Consider the following 18,331-nt stretch of genomic DNA (forward strand, 5'->3'; position numbering starts at 1 on the left):
GAGCCGGGCGATCTGCATGGGGGACAAATCCTGTATGCCACGATTGAAGATGAGCCGCGCCAGAACCTCGTCCTGGGGCAGTTCGGGCTGCGAGGAGAAAGCGATATCGAGATCGGATACCCGGCCGCGCACCGTTATGAAGACGGTTATGTCGCCTTCCGAACGAGCCACGAAATCAAGGAACGGATCGAGATCGCCCACCAGTGTGACCGTACCCTCGTCGAAGGTGATGCGCTTGCCGAGGATGGAGAGCCGCCCGCGTATCATCTCAAAACCGCCGACTGGCTGGATGTTGTTGACCGACCCGGCGAGTTCGACCGAGCCGCCGAGTTCGGCGTCAAGCCCGCGGCCGCGCACGAAGATGCGGGCAGGGGCGTTGACCCGCACATTGAGCCGGAGCACGCTCGGCCGGCTGGAAGGCATGGGTGTGCCGTCATCGGCCTTCGCGCGTTCCAGCGTCCGCTGCACGGCAGGCGGCGGATTGATATGTTTGACATTGATGCCGGCGGCACCGCTGCSRCCGAGATTCTCCGGCACGGTGATTTCCGCACGCGACAAAGTCAGGTCGCCCGAAAGCAGCGGATCTCGGGTAAGGGGACCAGTGAGCGACATGGCGCCGCTGACCGTTGCGGCGACCATTTCGCCATCCGTATAGCTCGCCTCGTTGAGGCGGATGTTGAGATCGGCCGGGAAATTCGCGACCGCATTGGTCGAGATTGTGCCGCCGATAGAGATCGAGCCACCGGACGCCAGCGTGGCGGTGGCAGAATTGATCGATATGGTCTCGCCTTGAATGGTGCCCGAAACCTGAATCGGATTCAGCCGGACATTCGATTCCGGGTCGATCGCCTGCGCGTTGGAAGTGGAGAAGTTTCCGTTGATCGCCGGCTGCGAAAGGCTGCCTGAAATATTTGCGTCCACGTTCAACGTGCCGGTGACGGTCGCGCCGCGCTCGGCAAGCATGTTGTTTGCGAGGGCAAGCGGTATGGTACCGTCCACATCGAGCGCCAGGCCGGTGCCGGAGACCGGCAGACGGCCGCTGGCCGATACGGTCAGCCCCTGCGGTCCAGTGGTGCGCAGCGCGGAAAGGGTGACGGTCTCGTCGGCAAAGCGGCCATTGGCCGAAAGCTGGAGGGGGGCTGCGCCGAACTCGGCCAGAGGCGCTGCCGTGAGCCCGTCGCCGCGCAGATCGAAACTGGCTTCCGGGGATGTCAGGGTGCCTGTGACGCGCGCCGTACCCGAAATCTGGCCGCCAAGATCCTGTCCCGGCGCAACGGCATTAGCGACCGCGAGAGGGAAGGCGTTCAGATCTATGTTGAGCGACATGGAACCTTCGCCGCCGATCGGCACTGCGCCACGCGCCGCGGCATTGAGACCCTCGGGGCTGGTCACTCTTGCATCCACCGTCAGGCGCTCGGCGGTGGTCGTGCCGGTTGCGTCGATCGTGAGCGAACTGAGGCCTGCCTGGGCGAGGGCGGCGGCGCGCAATTGCCGGCCGGCTATGTCGAAGTCGATGCTCGGCGTATCACGAGGCCCGGTGACAGTGGCGGTGCCGTTGACCGTACCGCCGAGTTCGAGATCCGGGCGGATGGAATTCGCAATGGCCAAGGGCAGGTCCCGGATCTGCAACGCCACGTCGATTTCCCGGGCAACTTCGCCGCGTGCCGCGATCTGCCCACCGCCAGCGTCGATCGTGATCGTATCGAAGGAGACATTCTCGCCGCGCAGCCGGATCGCTGCCGGCTCCAAGAGCCGAGCATTCAGTTCCGCTTGGGACAATTCGGCCTCGTTGAGCGTCAGGTCGAAACCGCCATCCTGCGGGCTGAGAGAACCGCTGGTCGAAAGGGCCGCTCCATTGTCCAGCGTGGCATTGGCGGAAAACTCCGTCGTTTCGCCGCTGCGTGTAGCGTCCGCCCGCAAGGTCGCCACGTCGATCCCGCCTGCCGAAAGGTCGCGGGCGTCGATGGTGCCATTGACGAGCGGTACGCCGAACAGATCCTCGATCGCGGCCTGGAAATCCGCTGAACCGATGGAATTCGTCTCCACACGGAGATTGCGGACGTCACCGGATGCCTCGGCATTCTGCCTGCCATCGGCATGGGCAAGCTGGATATCGGCGTTGATCGAGCCGCTTGCCTCGGCAAGGAAAAGGGCCGCGGCCGTGGAAATATCGGCTGCCTCCACCGTCAGGTTGCCTTCGAGCAGCCCGTCACGGTTCTGAACAACCCCGCCCGTGGCGCGCGCTCCCCCGGCGGAGAAGTCGAGGTTCGAAAGCCGGCGCTCGCCATCCCTGACCGCGATGTCGGTGGCGAGATCGGCGCGAACACCGTCGAGGAACGCGCTCCCCGTCACCGCGCCGGTCAAGGCGCTATCCTGCAGCACGCCTTCGAAATCGATTCCGGCTTCGGTCAAGCGCTTGCCGATGAGGGAACCGGATGGGACATCCGCGCCGAAGGTGAGATTGATGCGGCCGTCGCTGCCCGCTGCCCGCCCCGTGGCGGTAAGACGGCCCGAAGCACTATCGGAAACGAGTGCGAGGTCCTCGAGAGCGAAATCAAGATCGAAATCCGCCGCACCGGAGGCGAAGACGCCATCGGCGGTCAGTTGGAGTTGGTCATTGGCGACGCGGAAATTTTCGGTCCTCAGTCCCTGTTCGCCGCGCGCCACGCGGCCGGTGAGCCTCGTCGTGCCGTTGAGCAGATTGTCGGCTGCGTCATTGCCGATGCGCAACTCCGTGGCGCTGCCGTCGAGCGTGAGATCGAAGGCGCCGGTCACCGGTTCGACCGTGCCGTTTGCCTTGAGGTCCAGTCCGCCGGAAAGATCGCGGCCGGCAAGACCGGAAAACGGCACGATGCTGGAAGCTCTCACGCCTATATCGCCATTAAAGGCGAGTTCGGCGATCTCGCCGGCGAGCGAGACGCTGAGGCCGTTGCCGGAAAGCTCGGCCCGTTCCAGCGCCACGGGCTGTTCGGCTCGCCAGTCGCCCSCCACGTCAAGGCGGATTTCGTTGCCAAGGGCCTCGGCGATGTCGGCCTGCTCGGCGATGATGCCTGAAATGCCGCCTTCGGCATTGAAGCTGATGCGGCGCTGGTCGGGCAGGTTCAGGTTCTCGGCAACGCCGCCGAGATCGATTGCGACGCTTTCGGCTGCGAAGTCGCCGGTGGTAAGCTGCGAAATGTCCAGCCTGCCGTCCCATTCCTCACTGCCAGCTCCGCCGAAATCGAGCGTAAGGGCGGCGCGTTGAACCGTGGTCTCGCCGCCAGGTACAGGCAGAAGGACGGTATCTCCGGTTGAATCCTCCACTGCCGCATTGAGCGCCAGGCGTTGCAGGAAACCATCGGCACCGGTATCGGCAGCAGCTTCGAGATGAAGCGCGGCGCTGTCGAGATTGAGGGATTCGAGCGTGAAGCCGCCGGCATCCTTGGCCACGCCGTTGGCCGTGAGCATCGTCTCCGCGCCAAAGAAATCGCGGAAGCGCTCGGGGATGAGCCGCGCGATCGGGCCGGAAAGCTCCGTCTGGAAGCCGATCCCTTCGGACTGGCGGCGCAGGTTGGCCGTGCCGTCGAGAACACGCTGTCCCTCCGCATCGAGCGCCAGCGTTATGTCAAGCTGGTCGAGCGGACCGGAGCCGGCAAGCGTCAGCGAAAGGGGAGGCCGGCCTTCGATGCTCAGCAGATTGGCGACGATGCCGTTTGCAGGTTCCTGCAGAGACAGGTCGAGGTCGAGGATGCGGGTATCGTTGGCATATTGCGCGGCCAGCGCAAACTGTCCTCCCGGCCCGTCGAGACGCCGGATGGCAAGCTCGGTATCAAGCGTCCCGCCTTCCAGGCGGAGCCGTCCCTCGACTGAAAGCTCCGATTCAAGCCCGAAAACGTCGGCCCCGAAGCTTACAGAAGGCACTTCCAGGCGCGCAAGGTCGATCGCGATTGGCAATTCGGGGATCTGGAACGAGCTGGATTCGGGCGGTGGAAGGCCCTCCTCGGGGAGTGGCTTGCGCAGGACCTCAATGCTGTCGGCCGCGAGGCGCTCGACTTCCAGCCGCTGGCGAAGCAACAGGGCCGTCCGGCTCCATATGATCGAGGCGTTGGTGATGCGCAACCATATGCCCTCGCGGTCCGCAATCGTGATCTGGCCGATGGTGGCATTGGAGGAGAGCACACCCTGTATGCCGGAAATCCTGATCTGCCGGTTCGGCGTGGAAAGCTGGTCCTCGATGAAGGAGAGGAAGAAGGAGCGTTCTTCTTCCGGCGTGTCCTGAGCCAGCGCGGGCAGGGTCAGAAAAAGCAGGACGATGGCGAGCAGGATCCGCATCAGAAGGCCTGTCCTATTCCCACATAGAAAGCGAAATCGGGGTCGTCCGGACCGGGATCGAGCGGCACGGCCACATCCAGCCGGATCGGTCCGAGACCGGTAAGATAGCGCAGCCCCACGCCCGCGCCGAGCTTCAGGTCCTCCGAAAAGTCGGGAAAGGATTCCGAACTCACATAGCCGGCATCGACAAAGCCCACGACGCCGATGGATTGCGTCACGCGGGCGCGGATTTCCGCCGATCCCTCGATCAGCGAGCGCCCGCCGACGATGCCGTCCGGTGTTTCGACGCCGATATTGCGATAGGCATATCCGCGTACCGAGCCGCCGCCACCAGCGAAGAACAGCTTGTCCGGCGGCAGTTCCGCAATCGAGGCGCCAACGAGACTGCCAAGCTTCAGGCGTCCGGCGAGCACGATCCTGTTGTCTTCGCCAAATCCGTAGTAGGTGCGGCCCTCGGCTGTGAAACGGGTGGCGAAATTGCCGTAATTGAACTCGTAGAAAGGCTCTGCCACCGCCTCGACATAGATGCCTTCGGTGGCGTCGGCGGCGTTGTCGCGGCTATCGTATGTCAGGCCGCCCAGCAGGCCGACGGTGACGAATTCGCGCTTGCCAAAAACATCGTCCTCGAATTGCGAATAACTGCCATTGACGAGGAGGCGCCCGGACAGCTCCTTGCTGAACATATGGGTGAAGCCGGTTTCGGCCGTGACGCTATTGCGCGTATAGGCGTCAAGCACTTCCCTGTCGCCATAGAGCGAGGCGACGAAATCGGTGTCCGGCGTATAGACGCCGGGCTTGGTGAAGATACCACCGACGCGATAGGTGAATTCCGTCGGGTCGAATGTCTCCCCGATGCCGGCGACCTTGCCCTCTATGCGCAGGCGCTCGGCGCGGCCGAAGAGATTGCGGTGTAACCAGAAGGCCTCCAGGCCGAGGCCGTCCACCGTGGAATAGGATCCGCCCACGCCGAAGCGGCGCGGCAGGCGTTCCTGCACGATGACCTGGATCGGCAACTGCCCGCCCGGGCCGATCTCCTCCGCCTCCTGTATGCGGGCGGAACGGAAGACATCAAGCCGGGCGAGGCGGTCGGAGGCGTCCTTGATGTCGTCGGGGTCATATTCCTGGCCGGGCACCAGCCCCGTCTGCCGGGCTACGAATTCCGGATCCATCCGGTCGGTGCCCTGGACGCCGACGGCGCCGTAATAGGCCTTGCGGCCGGGATCGACGGTCAGCCGGGCGTCGATGGTAGCGCTGTCATGGGCCGCGACCACCCGCTCGTCCGCCAGTTCCGCCTTGGCGTAGCCCTGTTGGCGCCAGGCATCGATCGACAGCCTGCCGGCTTTCAGGATCGTGCCTGAGCGGGCAGCTTCACCGCGAGTGAAGCCCTCCTGCTCGGGAAGATCGACTTCGTCGCGGCGGCTCGTCGGCGGCGGGGCGCGGTTGACGATTCGCGCCTCGTTGAAATGGAAGACAGGACCTGGATTGACCAGAACCTGGACATTGGCGGGACTGGCGAATTCGGCATTTGCAAGCAGGCCGTCCGCCTCGCGCCCGTCGATAAGGATGCTGATCGTGCCGCCATAGCGCGCTTCGCCGTAGAGCGCGTCAAGCAGCCGGCGATAGTCGCCCTTTGCCTTGGCGAGCAGGCCCGCGGCGCCGGAAGCGGGTTCCTCGCGGTCGGCCCAAAGGTTGGAGGATCCTTTCAGTACCTTCTCGAGGTCACCCTCGTCGCCGGAGACCTGAAAGTCGACCGTATATTCCTGCGGCGTGCCGATGACCTCGTCTTCCGACGTGTCGCGCTCGAAGAACTTCATGCCGAAGAGTTCGAATGCCAAGCCGGGACCGACATTGCCTGCCAATGCTACACCGAGCAAAAGCGCAAGTCGCAGCCGCTTGTGCCGATTTCGCGTTGCGTCAGGACTACTCAACCACTTCCCTCCTGCCGGCTCCGCGAAGAACCGAGACGCTCCAACCCGTAATCCCTACCTTTGCCGCCTTGAAGAAAAGCTTGAACCTTATTGGTTCCCAAGCTCTTTCTTCGGAAGAACCAGAGGCTGGCGGCATTGGCACATCCGAAGGTTTGATGCCAAAAGGGTTAGACGACTCCGGCGCGCATGTCCAATAACGGCTTTGATCCTTCCGTTAAAATGCAGACAGTGTGAGGCATGAAAACAACAGAAGAGAGAGCTCGCGAATCCGGACGCGGCAGGAATGCCGAATATCCGAGGCAGATTCCGCTGACCGGCTGGAAGGATATCTTGTGGCGCGTTTTCCGGGAGGTGAGCGAGGACCGGATCATGCTGGTAGCCGCCGGAGTGACATTCTATCTCCTTCTGGCGCTCTTTCCCGCGCTGACGGCCTTCGTGTCCTTGTACGGCTTCGTGGCCGATCCCGTGACCATCGCCGATCATGTCTCCTATCTCGGCGGGCTGCTTCCTTCAGGGGGCATCGACATTATCCGCGAGCAGTTGAGCGCCCTGGCTTCGCAGGACCGGAGCGCCCTTTCAATCGGCTTCATCATCGCCTTGCTGGTGGCGCTCTGGAGCGCCAATGCCGGCATCAAGGCGCTCTTCGATGCGCTGAACATCGCCTATGAAGAGAAGGAGAAGCGGGGATTCATCGCCCTGAACCTCCTGTCGCTGACCTTCACCCTGATGGCGATGGTCCTGGGAATCCTGATGATCATATCCGTCGGGGTGGTGCCGGCTGTCCTTGCTTTCCTCAACCTGGAAGCCGTGACGGAACTGCTTATCCGGCTTTTGCGCTGGCCGTTGATGCTTCTGGTCATCGCCTTAGCCATAGCGATCATTTACCGCTACGGACCGAGCCGCGAGCGGCCAAAATGGCGCTGGATCACCTGGGGTTGCGTGATCGCAACCGTCATATGGCTGGCGGCCTCGGCCGGCTTCTCGTTCTATCTGCAGAATTTCGCCGATTACAACGCCACCTATGGCTCCCTGGGCGCAGTCATAGGCTTCATGATGTGGACCTGGATTTCGGTGATGATCCTGCTGGTATGCGCGAAGCTCAACGCCGAAATGGAGCACCAGACGGCGCATGACTCCACGATCGGGCGGCCGAAGCCTCTCGGCAGCCGGGGTGCGGTGGTTGCCGATACGCTTGGAAGATCGGCGGAAGAAGGCAGGGCACCCAAATAGGCATTGTGAGAAGAACAGCCGGAACCATCGGAATGGCTGTCGCGTTCGCAATTTAGCTGATTGCAAGGGGAGCCATGACCATTCCGCAGGTCTTCATGACAGACGACATGCCGGTAGCGGGGAAGCAATAGATGGCGGGCCAACCAGGAACTTCGGCCAAAAGGCCAAGATCGTCGGTGACCGCCGGAGGCAAGCCGCTGCCGCGCCGCGCTGCCGGACAGGTCCGGCGCGCCGTCACCGACACGACCGGCAGGCCCGTCTACCTCATCGATGGTGCACGGACGCCCTTCCTGCGGGCGCGCGGCAAGCCTGGGCCGTTCACGCCGGTCGATCTGGCAGTGCAATGCGGGCGGCCGCTCCTGATGCGCCAGCCTTTCGCTGCGGATGCCTTCGACACGGTTATCCTGGGCTGCGTCAACGTCATTGCGGACGAGATGAACCCGGCGCGGGTAGCCGCTCTCCGGCTCGGCATGGGCGCGGGAATGACCGCTTTCACCGTGCAGATCAATTGCGGTTCTGGCATGCAGTCGATAGACACTGCCTTCCGCACTATAGAGAGCGGCAAGGCGGATCTCATTTTGGCCGGCGGCGCGGAGGCGCTGTCGCATGCACCGCTGGTGCTGCGGCAGGAGGCGGTGGAATGGTTCGGCCGCTTTGCCGCGGCCAAGTCTCCCTTCGAGAAGGCTGCAGCCATGGGCGGTCTGAGGCCGGAAATGGCAAAACCCGTGATCGGACTCGAACGCGGGCTGACCGATCCGATCACCGAGCTCAATATGGGCCAAACGGCCGAAGTTATAGGCCATCTCTTCGGGATAACGCGGGAAGCCGCTGACGCCTATGCGCTGGAAAGCCATCAAAGACTGGCGCGGGCACAGAACAGCGGTTTCCTAGAGGGCGAGGTTGTTCCGGCGATCGCCCGAGATGGCACGATCTTCGACCGCGACGACGGCGTGAGGCCGGATACATCCATGGAAAAGCTCGCCAAGCTCAATCCGGTCTTCGAGAAGCCGTTCGGCAAGGTTACGGCCGGCAATTCCTCGCAGATCACCGACGGTGCTTGCTGGGTTATCCTCGCCTCGGAGGCGGCGGTGGAAAAATACGGATTGCAGCCGGTCGCCCGCATCATCGACAGCGAATGGTCGGCGCTCGATCCATCGATCATGGGGCTCGGTCCGACGCTTTGTTCGACCGAATTGCTCACGCGGCAGGGCCTTTCGCGCCAGGACATCGATCTGTGGGAGCTTAATGAAGCCTTCGCCGTCCAAGTGCTCGCTTGTCTCGCGGCATGGGAAGATGAGGAATATTGCCGTGATGTACTCAGTCTCGACGGCATATTCGGCCGCATTGCCCGCGACCGGCTGAATGTCGATGGCGGTGCGATCAGCCTGGGGCATCCGGTCGGCACGAGCGGCAACCGTATCGTGCTTCATCTCGTCAATGCCATGCGCCGTCTGGGGCTGAAACGGGGCCTCGCCACAGAATGCATCGGCGGCGGGCAAGGCGGAGCCATGCTTCTGGAGGTGGTCTGATGCCCGTCACCAAAGCATCCGTCTGGAATGTGCTGGAGCCACGCAACATCGAGCTTGGGCCGAGCGGGGTCGCATCCGGCAGCTTCAGCCATTGGAGACTTGCCAAAGACGCCGAAGGCATTGCCTGGCTGCTCCTCGATCGCGCCAATGACAGTGCCAACACGCTTTCCGAAGCCGTCATGGCGGAACTTGATGCCGCGCTCAATGACATAGAGGGCATGGGCGCAAAGGGGGTTGTCATCCGTTCCGCCAAGAAGAGTGGTTTCATCGCGGGAGCGGATATCCGCGACTTCAAGGACGTCAAGGAAGCCCATGAGGTCGAGACCCGCATGACACGCGCCCATGCCATTGTGGACCGTCTTGCGCGTCTAGCCATTCCGAGCGTTGCGGTGATCCACGGCCATTGTCTCGGCGGCGGCCTGGAACTCGCTCTGGCCTGCCGATACAGGATCGCCGTCGGTGATGCCAAACTCGGCTTCCCCGAAGTCATGCTTGGCATCCATCCGGGTCTCGGCGGCACCTTCCGCCTGCCGGCGCTCATCGACCCGATGGAAGCGATGACGATGATGCTGACCGGCAAGACGGTTGACGCCAAGAAAGCCAAGGCGCTCGGTCTGGTCGATGCAGTGGTGGAGGAACGGCATGTGGAGAATGCCGTGCGCGCGGCAATCGGGGACACGCTCAGGACCGACCGCGGAAACTGGAAGGCGGGCTTGCTCGGCTTCGCGCCTGCTCGGCAGCTTGCGGCGCGCCAGATGAGGACGCAGGCGGAAAAGCGGGTTCCCAAGAAACACTACCCGGCTCCTTACCGCCTCATCGACCTGTGGGAGGAGCATGGCGGCGATGCCAAAGCCATGCAGCGAGCGGAGATCAGGTCCTTCTCGGAGCTGCTGGTCAGCGAGACGGCACAGAACCTCATCCGGGTTTTCTTCCTGCGCGAGAAGCTCAAGAGCCATGGCAAGGGCGACAGCGGCGTCCGCCGTGTGCATGTGATCGGCGCCGGCACGATGGGCGGAGAAATCGCGGCGTGGTGCGCATCGAGGGGCATGGTGGTAACGCTTTCGGACCTCGATCCGCAGGCGATTGCCAAGGCGATCGGCCGAGCGTCGGAGTTTTATGACGAACGGCTCCATTCACGCATAGAGCGGCGCGATGCGCTCGACCGGTTGATCCCCGATTTCGCCGGCGCGGGCGTGGCAAGCGCCGATCTCGTGATCGAGGCGGTGGCCGAGAAGGCGGAAGTGAAGCACAGGGTCTTCGAAGCGACCGTTCCGAAGACGAAGGAAGGCGCGATCCTGGCCACGAACACTTCGAGCATTCCTCTTGAAGAGTTGCGCAAGGGATTGAAAACACCTGAGAAACTGATCGGGTTGCATTTCTTCAATCCGGTTAGCCGCATGGAACTGGTTGAGGTAGTAGGCCATGACAAGACCAGTGCCGAGACGCTGGCTCGAGGACGCGCATTTTGCGGTGCAATCGACCGGTTGCCGGCGCCGGTCGGGAGCGCGCCGGGGTTTCTCGTCAACAGATGCCTGACCCCTTATCTGGTTGAGGCCTTCGTCATGCTCGACGAGGGGATGGCGAAGGAGACGATCGACCGCGCGGCGGAAGATTTCGGGATGCCGATGGGGCCGATCGAGCTTGCCGACCGGGTCGGGCTCGATATAGGGCTCGAAGTGGCGAAAATGCTCAAGGAGAGCCTGGAGGACCCGATGCCGGACATTCCAGCATGGTTGGTCAAAAAGGTCGAAAGCGGCGAAACCGGGCGCAAGGCGGGCAAGGGCCTCTATGCATATGATTCAAAGGGCAAGCCGCAAAAAGCGGAAGATGCGCCAGCACCCGATAGCGAAATGGCTGACCGGCTCATCCTGCCCATGCTCAACACTTGCGTGCGCTGCCTCCGCGAAGGCGTGGTCGAAGACGAGGAGACGCTTGACGGCGCGATGATCTTCGCAACCGGCTTCGCCCCCTTCAGGGGTGGTCCCATCCACTATGCGCGCAGTCGAGGCACTGGCGCCATCGTGCAAAAACTGACACAGCTTGCCCAGAAGCACGGCGCACGCTTCGCTCCGGACAAGGGTTGGGAAGCTTTGGGGGCGGAAGGCTCTGGCGAGAAGGTTGGCGAAACCACCTGAATATCACCACAAAGCCGAGAGCGTTGCCGAGCGGATCCTGGAGACGATCGGCCGCCGCATCCTGCTGGCGCTCCCTCTCGGTCTAGGCAAGGCCAACAGCATCGCCAATGCGCTTTTTGACAGGGCGGTCGCCGATCCGTCGATAGACCTGACCATCTTCACGGCTCTGTCGTTGGAAAAGCCGGGCTGGTCTAGCGATATGGAGCGCCGCTTCGCCGAACCGCTCGTCGAGCGGCTTTTCCCGGATTATCAGGGGCTTGCCTATGTGGAAGCCCTGCGCACCGGCACGGTTCCAGGCAATATCCGTGTCAACGAATTTTTCTTCCTGGCCGGGCGCTGGCTTTTGGTCGCGCCGGCGCAGCAGCATTATGTTTCGGCAAATTACACCCACGCAGCGCGCTACATACTCGACCGCGGCATCAATGTCATCGCGCAACTCGTGGCGAAACGCGGCGAAGGAGCCGATGCGCGATACAGTCTTTCCTGCAATCCCGACATCACGCTCGACATCCTGCCCGAGTTGAAGGCGCGCAAGGAGCCCTTTCTGCTCGTCGGCGAGGTGAGTTCGCAATTGCCCTTCATGCCGGGCGAGGCCGTGCTGCCGGCTGCCGATTTCGATCACGTGCTGGAGGGCGAGCATAGCGACGGCAAGCTTTTTGTGGCGCCGCGAAGCCCGGTGACCGATGCCGACCACGCTGTCGGACTCCATGCGGCCGGACTCGTCAAGGATGGCGGAACGCTGCAGATCGGCATTGGATCGCTTGGAGATGCACTGACCGCAGGACTGGTGTTGCGGCACCGGGAACCGGAGCTTTTCCGTGCCGCCATCGAAAGGCTGACACCACCCGGCGTCCAAAGCCGAATTTTGGGTGAAACAGGCTTGTTTGCGAAAGGTCTCTACGCGGCAAGCGAGATGTTCGTCGATGGCTTCATGGACCTTTACCGCGAAGGCATCCTCAAGCGCCGCGCCTCGGACGGAGCGGTGCTTCATGCGGGTTTCTTCGTCGGCAGCGAAGCCTTCTATCGTTTCCTGAGGGAGCTTCCGGACGAGGAGAGGGCGCTCTTCCGCATGTGCGGCATCTCCTTCGTCAACGATCTCTATGGCAAGGAGGAGCGCAAGCGCGCCGATCGCGTCGATGCACGCTTCGTCAACAACGCCATGATGGTGACCATGCTCGGCGCGACGGTCTCCGACGCGCTTGAGGACGGCAGGATCGTTTCCGGGGTTGGCGGCCAGTACAATTTCGTCGCCCAAGCCTTTGCGCTTCGGGATGCGCGCTCCATTATCACGCTCAACGCTTCGCGCAGCAAGGACAGGCGGCGCCAGTCACGGCTGGTATGGTCCTATGGTCACACCACGATCCCTCGCCATCTGCGCGATATAGTGGTGACAGAATACGGCGTCGCGGATCTGCGCGGGAAAACCGATCGCGATTGCGTTGCGGCGATGCTGAACATTGCCGATGCCGCTTTTCAGGATGAACTTCTCGATAAGGCGAAATCGGCCGGAAAGATCGAAAGGGATTATGAAATCCCGCTGGCTTTCCGCAACAATGTGCCGGAAAGGATCGCCGACGCCCTGAAGCCGCTGAAGGCGGAGGGCTGGTGCATGACATTCCCTTTCGGCACCGAATTCACCGAGGAGGAACAGCGGTTGCTCCCGGCCCTGGAGCGCCTGAAACAGGCGGGCGCATCGCGCCTGTCGCTTGTCCGCATGCTTGTGGGAAGCCTGGGTCAGGCTTTGCCCGATGCAAAGGAGACCGCTGCGCTTCGGCGCATGAAGCTTGCCGATCCATCCGGTCTCAAGGAGCATGTCTATTCCCGGCTTCTACTGCGGGCGATGAGGCAGAAGGCACAGCCGCCAATCAACTGAAACATTTCGGCTTCCAGGGTGTTCGTCTCTTGAACGCCCGGAAGAGAATGATGGAACGCGCCAATCACCTACCGACTCTTGCTATGGTGGCATTTGCCGCCCTCCTGGGCTGCGGCTTGGCCGTTCAGGCGCAGGACCAGGAGGACCCGTCCGCCGATGAAGAATGCGTCGTGCCGCCGGACAACAGCCAGGCCAACGGTGAGAGCGGCCTTGATCGCAGTTCTGAAAATCGGGCCGAACGACTTGCCGATTGCGGCGGGGTCCTCAAACCGCCACCAACAGGCGACCCGGAATTTGTCGAGCCAGCGCCGGACGAGGGCAAGACGCCGGTTATTCCCCCACGCGCGCTCCCCGAAACCCCCGAGAACGAGGGCGGGGAAGACGAATGATATGAGAGGATCGGATCATGTTCATTGATTACCTTTGGCTTTTCGCGGTTGCTGCCGGCCCTTTGATCCTCGGAATCGCTCTCGGTTTCGCATTGGCTCGGAGGCGCTATCTCAGCCCCGGCGAGCAGGCCATGCGAGATCGGGCGACGCGGGAGCTTTACGAGGAGAAGCGTTGAGACCAGCCCTTCACCGGCCTTGCCCGGGAACAATCCGCCCGAACAGATCTTCTTGTCAAAACATCATCTGAATGGAGATGGCGATGCCTGCCAAATCGAAAGCTCAGCAGAAGGCGGCCGGAGCTGCACTTTCGGCAAAACGAGGCGAGACGCCGAAATCCAAGCTCAGGGGAGCTTCGAAGGGAATGGTCGAATCCATGACCGAGAAGGAGCTGGAAGAATTGGCCGAAACCAAGCGCAAGAACCTGCCCGGCAAGAAGAAATAGGGCATAGTGGTTGCAGCCTGCCTCAGGCGGCAATGGACGGGCAGTTTTCCAATGCTTCTATGAAGCTGTCCGCCCAGCTTTGGGCGTCGTGCTGGCGTATCCGTTTCATCAAGGCGTTCTGACGTTCCTTCCGCTCCTCGAGCGGCATGGTCAAGGCACGGCAGAGAGACTTCGCCATGTCGTCCACGTCATAGGGATTGACAATCAGAGCCTCGTGCAAGTCTTCCGCCGCGCCTGCGAATTTGGAAAGGACCAGCACGCCCGGATCGTTGGGATCCTGGGCGGCCACATATTCCTTCGCCACCAGATTCATGCCGTCGCGCAGCGGCGTGACGAAGCCGACCTGGCTGGCCCTGAAGAGGGCTGCAAGCGCCTCGCGCGGCACTGCGCCGTGGATATAGTGCACCGGCGTCCAGTTGAAATCGGCGAAGCGGCCATTGATCTGGCCCGACAATGCCTCCAGTTCGCTGCGTATCTCGGTATAGGCCTCGACCTCTTCGCGCGTCGGCGTTGCGATCTGCATCAGGGTGACGGATTTGCGCATTTCCGGATAGAGCTCCAGAAGCCGACTGAATGCCTTCAGCCTGTCCGGCAAACCCTTGGTGTAATCGAGGCGATCGACGCCGATAATCTGCTTGCGGCCAAGGATCGCCCTCCGCATGGTCTCGATCTGGACCGCGTCATTTGGCTCCTCGGCCATTTCGGCAAAGGCATCGACATCTATGCCGATGGGGAAGCTGTCGATGAAGACCTTGCGCTGTCCGTGATGGACCGTTCCGTCCTTGTCCACCTGCTCTTTCAGATATTCCTCGATATAGCGGTGTAGGTTCGCAAGGTCCGTATTGGTCTGCAGACCAATGAGATCGAATTGCAGGAGATCTTCTATCAGCCGACGATGCCGTGGCACGGCGGTAAGAATCTCCGGCGGCGGGAAGGGGATATGCAGGAAAAATCCCATCCGCTGACTGCAGCCGCGCTGCCTAAGTTCAGCCGCCAGCGGAATAAGATGATAGTCATGCACCCAGATGATGTCGTCTGGCCGCAGGAGCGGAAGGAGGGCGTCGGCGAATTTGGCATTCACGCGCCGATAGCCTTCCATAAAGGTGCCTCGATACTCGACCAGATCGAGCCGGTAATGGAAGAGCGGCCACAGCACGCTGTTGGAGAAGCCGAGATAATATTCGGCATAGTCGTCCTCGGTGAGCGGCAGAGTCGCCTGGGTTATCTCGCCGGTTGTCTTGACGACCGGCTCGGGCGGCTCGTCGGAATTGAGCCTCCTGCCGTCCCATCCCATCCACAGGCCGCCGCGGATTTTGAGAGAGTCGGCAAGGCCAACGGCGAGGCCGCCTGACTGGCTGGTTTTGGTCAGGTCGGCGACGCGGTTGGACACGACCACAAGCCGTTTCACACCACGGTCTCCCATGATCGCGACAGGCGGCGTGCCGCGTTTATGATGCCGACCATGGAGTAGGTCTGGGGATAGTTGCCCCACATCTCGCCCGTTGTCGGATCGGTATCTTCCGACAGCATGCCGAGCGGGTTACGGGCTGCAAGCAGGGCCTCGAAGATTTCGCGGGCCTGCTCCTGCCTGCCGATGCGGGCGAGTGCGTCGAGGCGCCAGAAGGCGCATATATTGAAGGCCACGTCCGGCACGCCGAAGTCATCCGGCGCCTCATAGCGCATCATGTGCGGTCCTCTGGCCAGCGTCCGCTCAAGCTGATCGACGGTGCTGACGAAGCGGGGATCCTTCGGGTCGATGAGACCGACTTCAGCCATGAGGAGCACGCTCGCATCAAGGGTTTCACCTCCGAAGCTCTCGACGAATGCCTGACGTTTTTCAGACCAGGCCTCAGCAAGAATGCGGGCCTTGATCTCATCGGCTCTTTTTCTCCAGCGCTTGGCGCGATCATGTTGATCGAGCTGGACCGCAATGTGAGCGAGCCGGTCGCAGGCCGCCCAGCACATCAGGCTGGATGAGGTATGAATGCGTGAGCGCGAGCGAAGTTCCCACATGCCGGCGTCCGGCTCGTTGTGCAGCCGGTAGGCCTGTTCGCCGGCGGCCTCCAACTGCTCGAAATCTGTCAATCCAGCCTTCATCTGGATGCGTTTGTCGAAGAAGATCTGTGCCGACCCCAGGATGACATTGCCGTAGACGTCGTGCTGGTAGTGCTCATAGGCCTGATTGCCCTTGCGAACTGGCCCCATGCCGCGATAGCCGTCGAAATTGTCGAGCACGCTCTCGGTCAGTATGCGCTCGCGACCGATGCCGTAGACGGGCTGCAGATGACCGCCTTCCGCTTCCGGCACAAGATCCATCAGGAAGCGGAAGTAGTTTTCCATGGTATGGATCACGCCGAGGCTGTTCAGGGCCCGCACGACGAAGAAGGCATCCCTCAGCCAGCAGAAGCGATAGTCCCAGTTGCGGCCGCTATCGGGAGATTCGGGGATGCTCGTTGTCATCGCCGCGATGATCGCGCCGGTCGGCTCATAGGTGCACATCTTGAGCGTGATGGCGGCCCGGATGACCGCGTCCTGCCATTCGAGGGGCAGCGCCAGCCGAGCCACCCAGTCCCGCCAGTACTGGGAGGTACGCTCCTCGAAGTCGCGGGCGGTATCGGCAATCGATCCTCCCAGCGTCTCGTCAGGGCCCAGAATGAGGTCGATCGGCGCTGAAAGATTGAAGCGCGTCTCGTCGATCACGTAGTCGATCGGGGCATTGGTGGAGAGCCTGAGCGTGAAATCGGGTCCGCTGTAGCGGATATGGTTCGAACCGCGCGTCTTGGCCGGCTGGATGGTTCCATAGCCGAAATTCGGGCGTATCCGGATGGTGATGCGCGGCGTGCCCGAAAGCGGACGCAGGCGACGCACAAGAGTCTGCGGGCGGAAAATGCGGTCGCGCCAGTTGAAACGAGGGGCGACATCCACGATCTCCAGCGAACCGCCCGAGCCGTGCAGCCTGGTGATCAGAACGGCCGTGTTCGGTTCGTAGTACTGCTCCGTCTCCCGTAAATCCTCCAGTTCGATCGAAAAGGCGCCCTCGAAGGCGTCGCCATGATTGCGCAGGAGACCATTGAAGACCGGGTCGCTGTCGAAGCGTGGCAGGCAGCACCAGACCACGCTGCCCTTGCTGTTGACGAGGGCGGAAAAGCTGCAGTTGCCTACCACTCCGAGATCGAGGCTCGTCACGATCTGGCCTCCTTGTCCAATTGCATCTGTCCTTCAAAACTCGTTGCCAACGACAACAGCCAGTTACGAAAATCCTCTGTCCCCGCGACACGAAAGCCGGCGGTAGTGTCGCCGCCGCCGATCTTTATGGAAATACCGCCGCGCCGCGCGATCTCTCCGAAGGCGTCCTCGTCGGTCACGTCATCGCCGGCGAAGACGGGAATCCTTCCCTCGAAGGGTTCCTCATGCATGAATTCCGCAATCGCGTCGGCCTTGGTCGCCCTGCCGGCCTTTACCTCCACGACCATCTTGCCGTGGAGGATCTGCAATCCTTCCATTCCTTCAATAGCGTGATGGACCGCGGCGATGCATTCTTCGGCAAGCTCGGGCCTTTTCCGGTAGTGGAACGCGACCGATCCGGGCTTGCGCTCCAGTTGCGTGCCGGCTATCTCCGATTGGAGACGTTCGAGCCGCCTGCTCACTTCCAAAAGCGCTTCGGAATTGGTGGTGGCGGAGGTGATCGCGCCGTTCGCAGCGCGCCGTTCCAGACCGTGAACGCCAGCGACAGGCAGCTTCAGCGGCACCAGGAAGTGGTCGATATCCTGGATGGCTCGTCCGGTCACGATCGCCACGGCGCCGCCCGTCGTGCCGCAAAGCCGCTCCAAAGCGGATATGATGTCGGAATGAACGGAAACCTCTTCCGGATGGTCCACGATTTCGGCCAGCGTGCCGTCGAAATCCAGAAAAAGCGCAGTCTTTCCGGCCATGAGGTTCAAGTCGGCTGAAGAAGGGAGATCTGCGGTATATCCTGACATGATGGATGATTATGGCTGGATCGCGGGCACAAATGTTTAACGGACCCTGCTGCAGTGCACAACCTTCCTGACTTGGCTGAAATTGAGGCGAGCACGCCGATGTGAAGCGAGCTGCCATTGACCGGGCTTTCGCGCAGGATAACTATCGCACCGAAGGGTCCAGGAAACCCCGCCGAGTGGGTTTCGAAAGGATGTGCATCCATGCAAGCGATACACAAGTTTCTAGTAGGCGTGGTGATCGCCACCGTGACGACAGTCGGTACGGCGCAGGCACGTCCGGATACCAGAACGATGACCTGCGCCCAGGCGCAGGCGCTGGTGGACCGGTATGGCGCCATCGTGTTGACGACAGGCCAGCATACATATGACCGCTTTGTAAGCGGCCAGCGCTATTGCGACATCCCCTACATTGCCAGGATGACCTGGGTACAGACACGCGACACGGACAAATGTCCGATTGCATATACCTGTAAGCAGTCGAGCGACGATCAGCCTTTCCGGCACTGGTAGGGAA

General features: G+C 61.9%; 13 protein-coding genes. 8 read left to right on the forward strand and 5 right to left on the reverse strand.

The features are described 5' to 3' along the window. A partial coding sequence (locus L598_RS00445) for a translocation/assembly module TamB domain-containing protein (protein ID WP_186444888.1) occupies positions 1-4,311 on the reverse strand: 4,311 nt, incomplete at its 3' end. Next, positions 4,311-6,125 carry an autotransporter assembly complex family protein gene (locus L598_RS00450; RefSeq protein WP_144859346.1) on the reverse strand — a complete coding sequence of 605 codons (1,815 nt, stop codon included), beginning with the start codon at positions 6,123-6,125 and terminating at the stop codon, positions 4,311-4,313. The genes L598_RS00450 and L598_RS00445, both read right to left, overlap by 1 nt. A 351-nt stretch (positions 6,126-6,476) precedes the next feature. Here L598_RS00450 and L598_RS00455 point away from each other — a divergent pair, with 351 nt between their 5' ends. The 7 genes from L598_RS00455 to L598_RS00480 all read left to right on the forward strand — a co-directional run bounded on the left by L598_RS00455 (position 6,477) and on the right by L598_RS00480 (position 13,837). Further along, positions 6,477-7,469 carry a YihY/virulence factor BrkB family protein gene (locus L598_RS00455; protein WP_144858961.1) on the forward strand — a complete coding sequence of 331 codons (993 nt, stop codon included), beginning with the start codon at positions 6,477-6,479 and terminating at the stop codon, positions 7,467-7,469. 131 nt (positions 7,470-7,600) lie between these two features. Further along, positions 7,601-8,998: an acetyl-CoA C-acetyltransferase gene (locus L598_RS00460; RefSeq protein WP_144858963.1), complete on the forward strand. Its 1,398-nt coding sequence runs from the start codon at positions 7,601-7,603 to the stop codon at positions 8,996-8,998. After that, positions 8,998-11,133: a 3-hydroxyacyl-CoA dehydrogenase NAD-binding domain-containing protein gene (locus L598_RS00465; RefSeq protein ID WP_144858965.1), complete on the forward strand. Its 2,136-nt coding sequence runs from the start codon at positions 8,998-9,000 to the stop codon at positions 11,131-11,133. Before L598_RS00460 ends, L598_RS00465 begins: the two co-directional genes overlap by 1 nt. Then, positions 11,117-13,006, forward strand: a complete 1,890-nt coding sequence (locus L598_RS00470; RefSeq protein WP_144858967.1) for an acetyl-CoA hydrolase/transferase C-terminal domain-containing protein — start codon at positions 11,117-11,119, stop codon at positions 13,004-13,006. The genes L598_RS00465 and L598_RS00470 overlap by 17 nt, the downstream gene beginning before the upstream one ends. A gap of 50 nt (positions 13,007-13,056) precedes the next feature. Continuing rightward, complete coding sequence (locus L598_RS00475; protein WP_144858968.1) at positions 13,057-13,395, forward strand: hypothetical protein; 339 nt, start codon at positions 13,057-13,059, stop codon at positions 13,393-13,395. A 17-nt stretch (positions 13,396-13,412) separates the two neighbouring features. Beyond that, positions 13,413-13,571 carry a hypothetical protein gene (locus tag L598_RS21325; protein WP_186444889.1) on the forward strand — a complete coding sequence of 53 codons (159 nt, stop codon included), beginning with the start codon at positions 13,413-13,415 and terminating at the stop codon, positions 13,569-13,571. Positions 13,572-13,654: 83 nt separating this feature from the next. Next, positions 13,655-13,837 carry a DUF3008 family protein gene (locus L598_RS00480; RefSeq protein WP_144858970.1) on the forward strand — a complete coding sequence of 61 codons (183 nt, stop codon included), beginning with the start codon at positions 13,655-13,657 and terminating at the stop codon, positions 13,835-13,837. A 22-nt stretch (positions 13,838-13,859) separates the two neighbouring features. On the opposite strand, the gene otsA is transcribed toward L598_RS00480, so the two are convergent. Genes otsA through otsB form a run of 3 tightly spaced genes read right to left on the reverse strand, consistent with a single transcriptional unit; the run spans position 13,860 to position 17,769 of the window. After that, positions 13,860-15,245: an alpha,alpha-trehalose-phosphate synthase (UDP-forming) gene (gene otsA / locus L598_RS00485; RefSeq protein ID WP_144858972.1), complete on the reverse strand. Its 1,386-nt coding sequence runs from the start codon at positions 15,243-15,245 to the stop codon at positions 13,860-13,862. Next, complete coding sequence (locus L598_RS00490) at positions 15,242-17,023, reverse strand: glycoside hydrolase family 15 protein (RefSeq protein ID WP_144858974.1); 1,782 nt, start codon at positions 17,021-17,023, stop codon at positions 15,242-15,244. The genes otsA and L598_RS00490 overlap by 4 nt, the downstream gene beginning before the upstream one ends. Further along, positions 17,020-17,769 (reverse strand): trehalose-phosphatase, encoded by a 750-nt coding sequence (otsB, locus tag L598_RS00495; RefSeq protein ID WP_186444890.1) that lies wholly within the window; start codon positions 17,767-17,769, stop codon positions 17,020-17,022. The genes L598_RS00490 and otsB overlap by 4 nt, the downstream gene beginning before the upstream one ends. Positions 17,770-18,018: 249 nt before the next feature. Between otsB and L598_RS00500 the strand changes: the two genes are divergently transcribed. After that, entirely contained in the window at positions 18,019-18,327 is a 309-nt protein-coding gene (locus tag L598_RS00500) for a hypothetical protein (protein WP_144858978.1), read from the forward strand. The last annotated feature ends 4 nt before the right edge of the window (positions 18,328-18,331 follow it).

It is taken from the genome of Mesorhizobium sp. J18, assembly GCF_007829525.1.
Lineage (GTDB): Bacteria > Pseudomonadota > Alphaproteobacteria > Rhizobiales > Rhizobiaceae > VLJP01.

Bases quoted from the DNA above. Each gene is read 5' to 3' on its own strand.
- L598_RS00450 (WP_144859346.1), bottom strand. From the start codon at position 6,125: ATGAAGTTCTTCGAGCGCGACACGTCGGAAGACGAGGTCATCGGCACG.
- L598_RS00455 (WP_144858961.1), top strand. From the start codon at position 6,477: ATGAAAACAACAGAAGAGAGAGCTCGCGAATCCGGACGCGGCAGGAAT.
- L598_RS00460 (WP_144858963.1), top strand. From the start codon at position 7,601: ATGGCGGGCCAACCAGGAACTTCGGCCAAAAGGCCAAGATCGTCGGTG.
- L598_RS00465 (WP_144858965.1), top strand. From the start codon at position 8,998: ATGCCCGTCACCAAAGCATCCGTCTGGAATGTGCTGGAGCCACGCAAC.
- L598_RS00475 (WP_144858968.1), top strand. From the start codon at position 13,057: ATGGAACGCGCCAATCACCTACCGACTCTTGCTATGGTGGCATTTGCC.
- L598_RS21325 (WP_186444889.1), top strand. From the start codon at position 13,413: ATGTTCATTGATTACCTTTGGCTTTTCGCGGTTGCTGCCGGCCCTTTG.
- L598_RS00480 (WP_144858970.1), top strand. From the start codon at position 13,655: ATGCCTGCCAAATCGAAAGCTCAGCAGAAGGCGGCCGGAGCTGCACTT.
- otsB (WP_186444890.1), bottom strand. From the start codon at position 17,769: ATGGCCGGAAAGACTGCGCTTTTTCTGGATTTCGACGGCACGCTGGCC.
- L598_RS00500 (WP_144858978.1), top strand. From the start codon at position 18,019: ATGCAAGCGATACACAAGTTTCTAGTAGGCGTGGTGATCGCCACCGTG.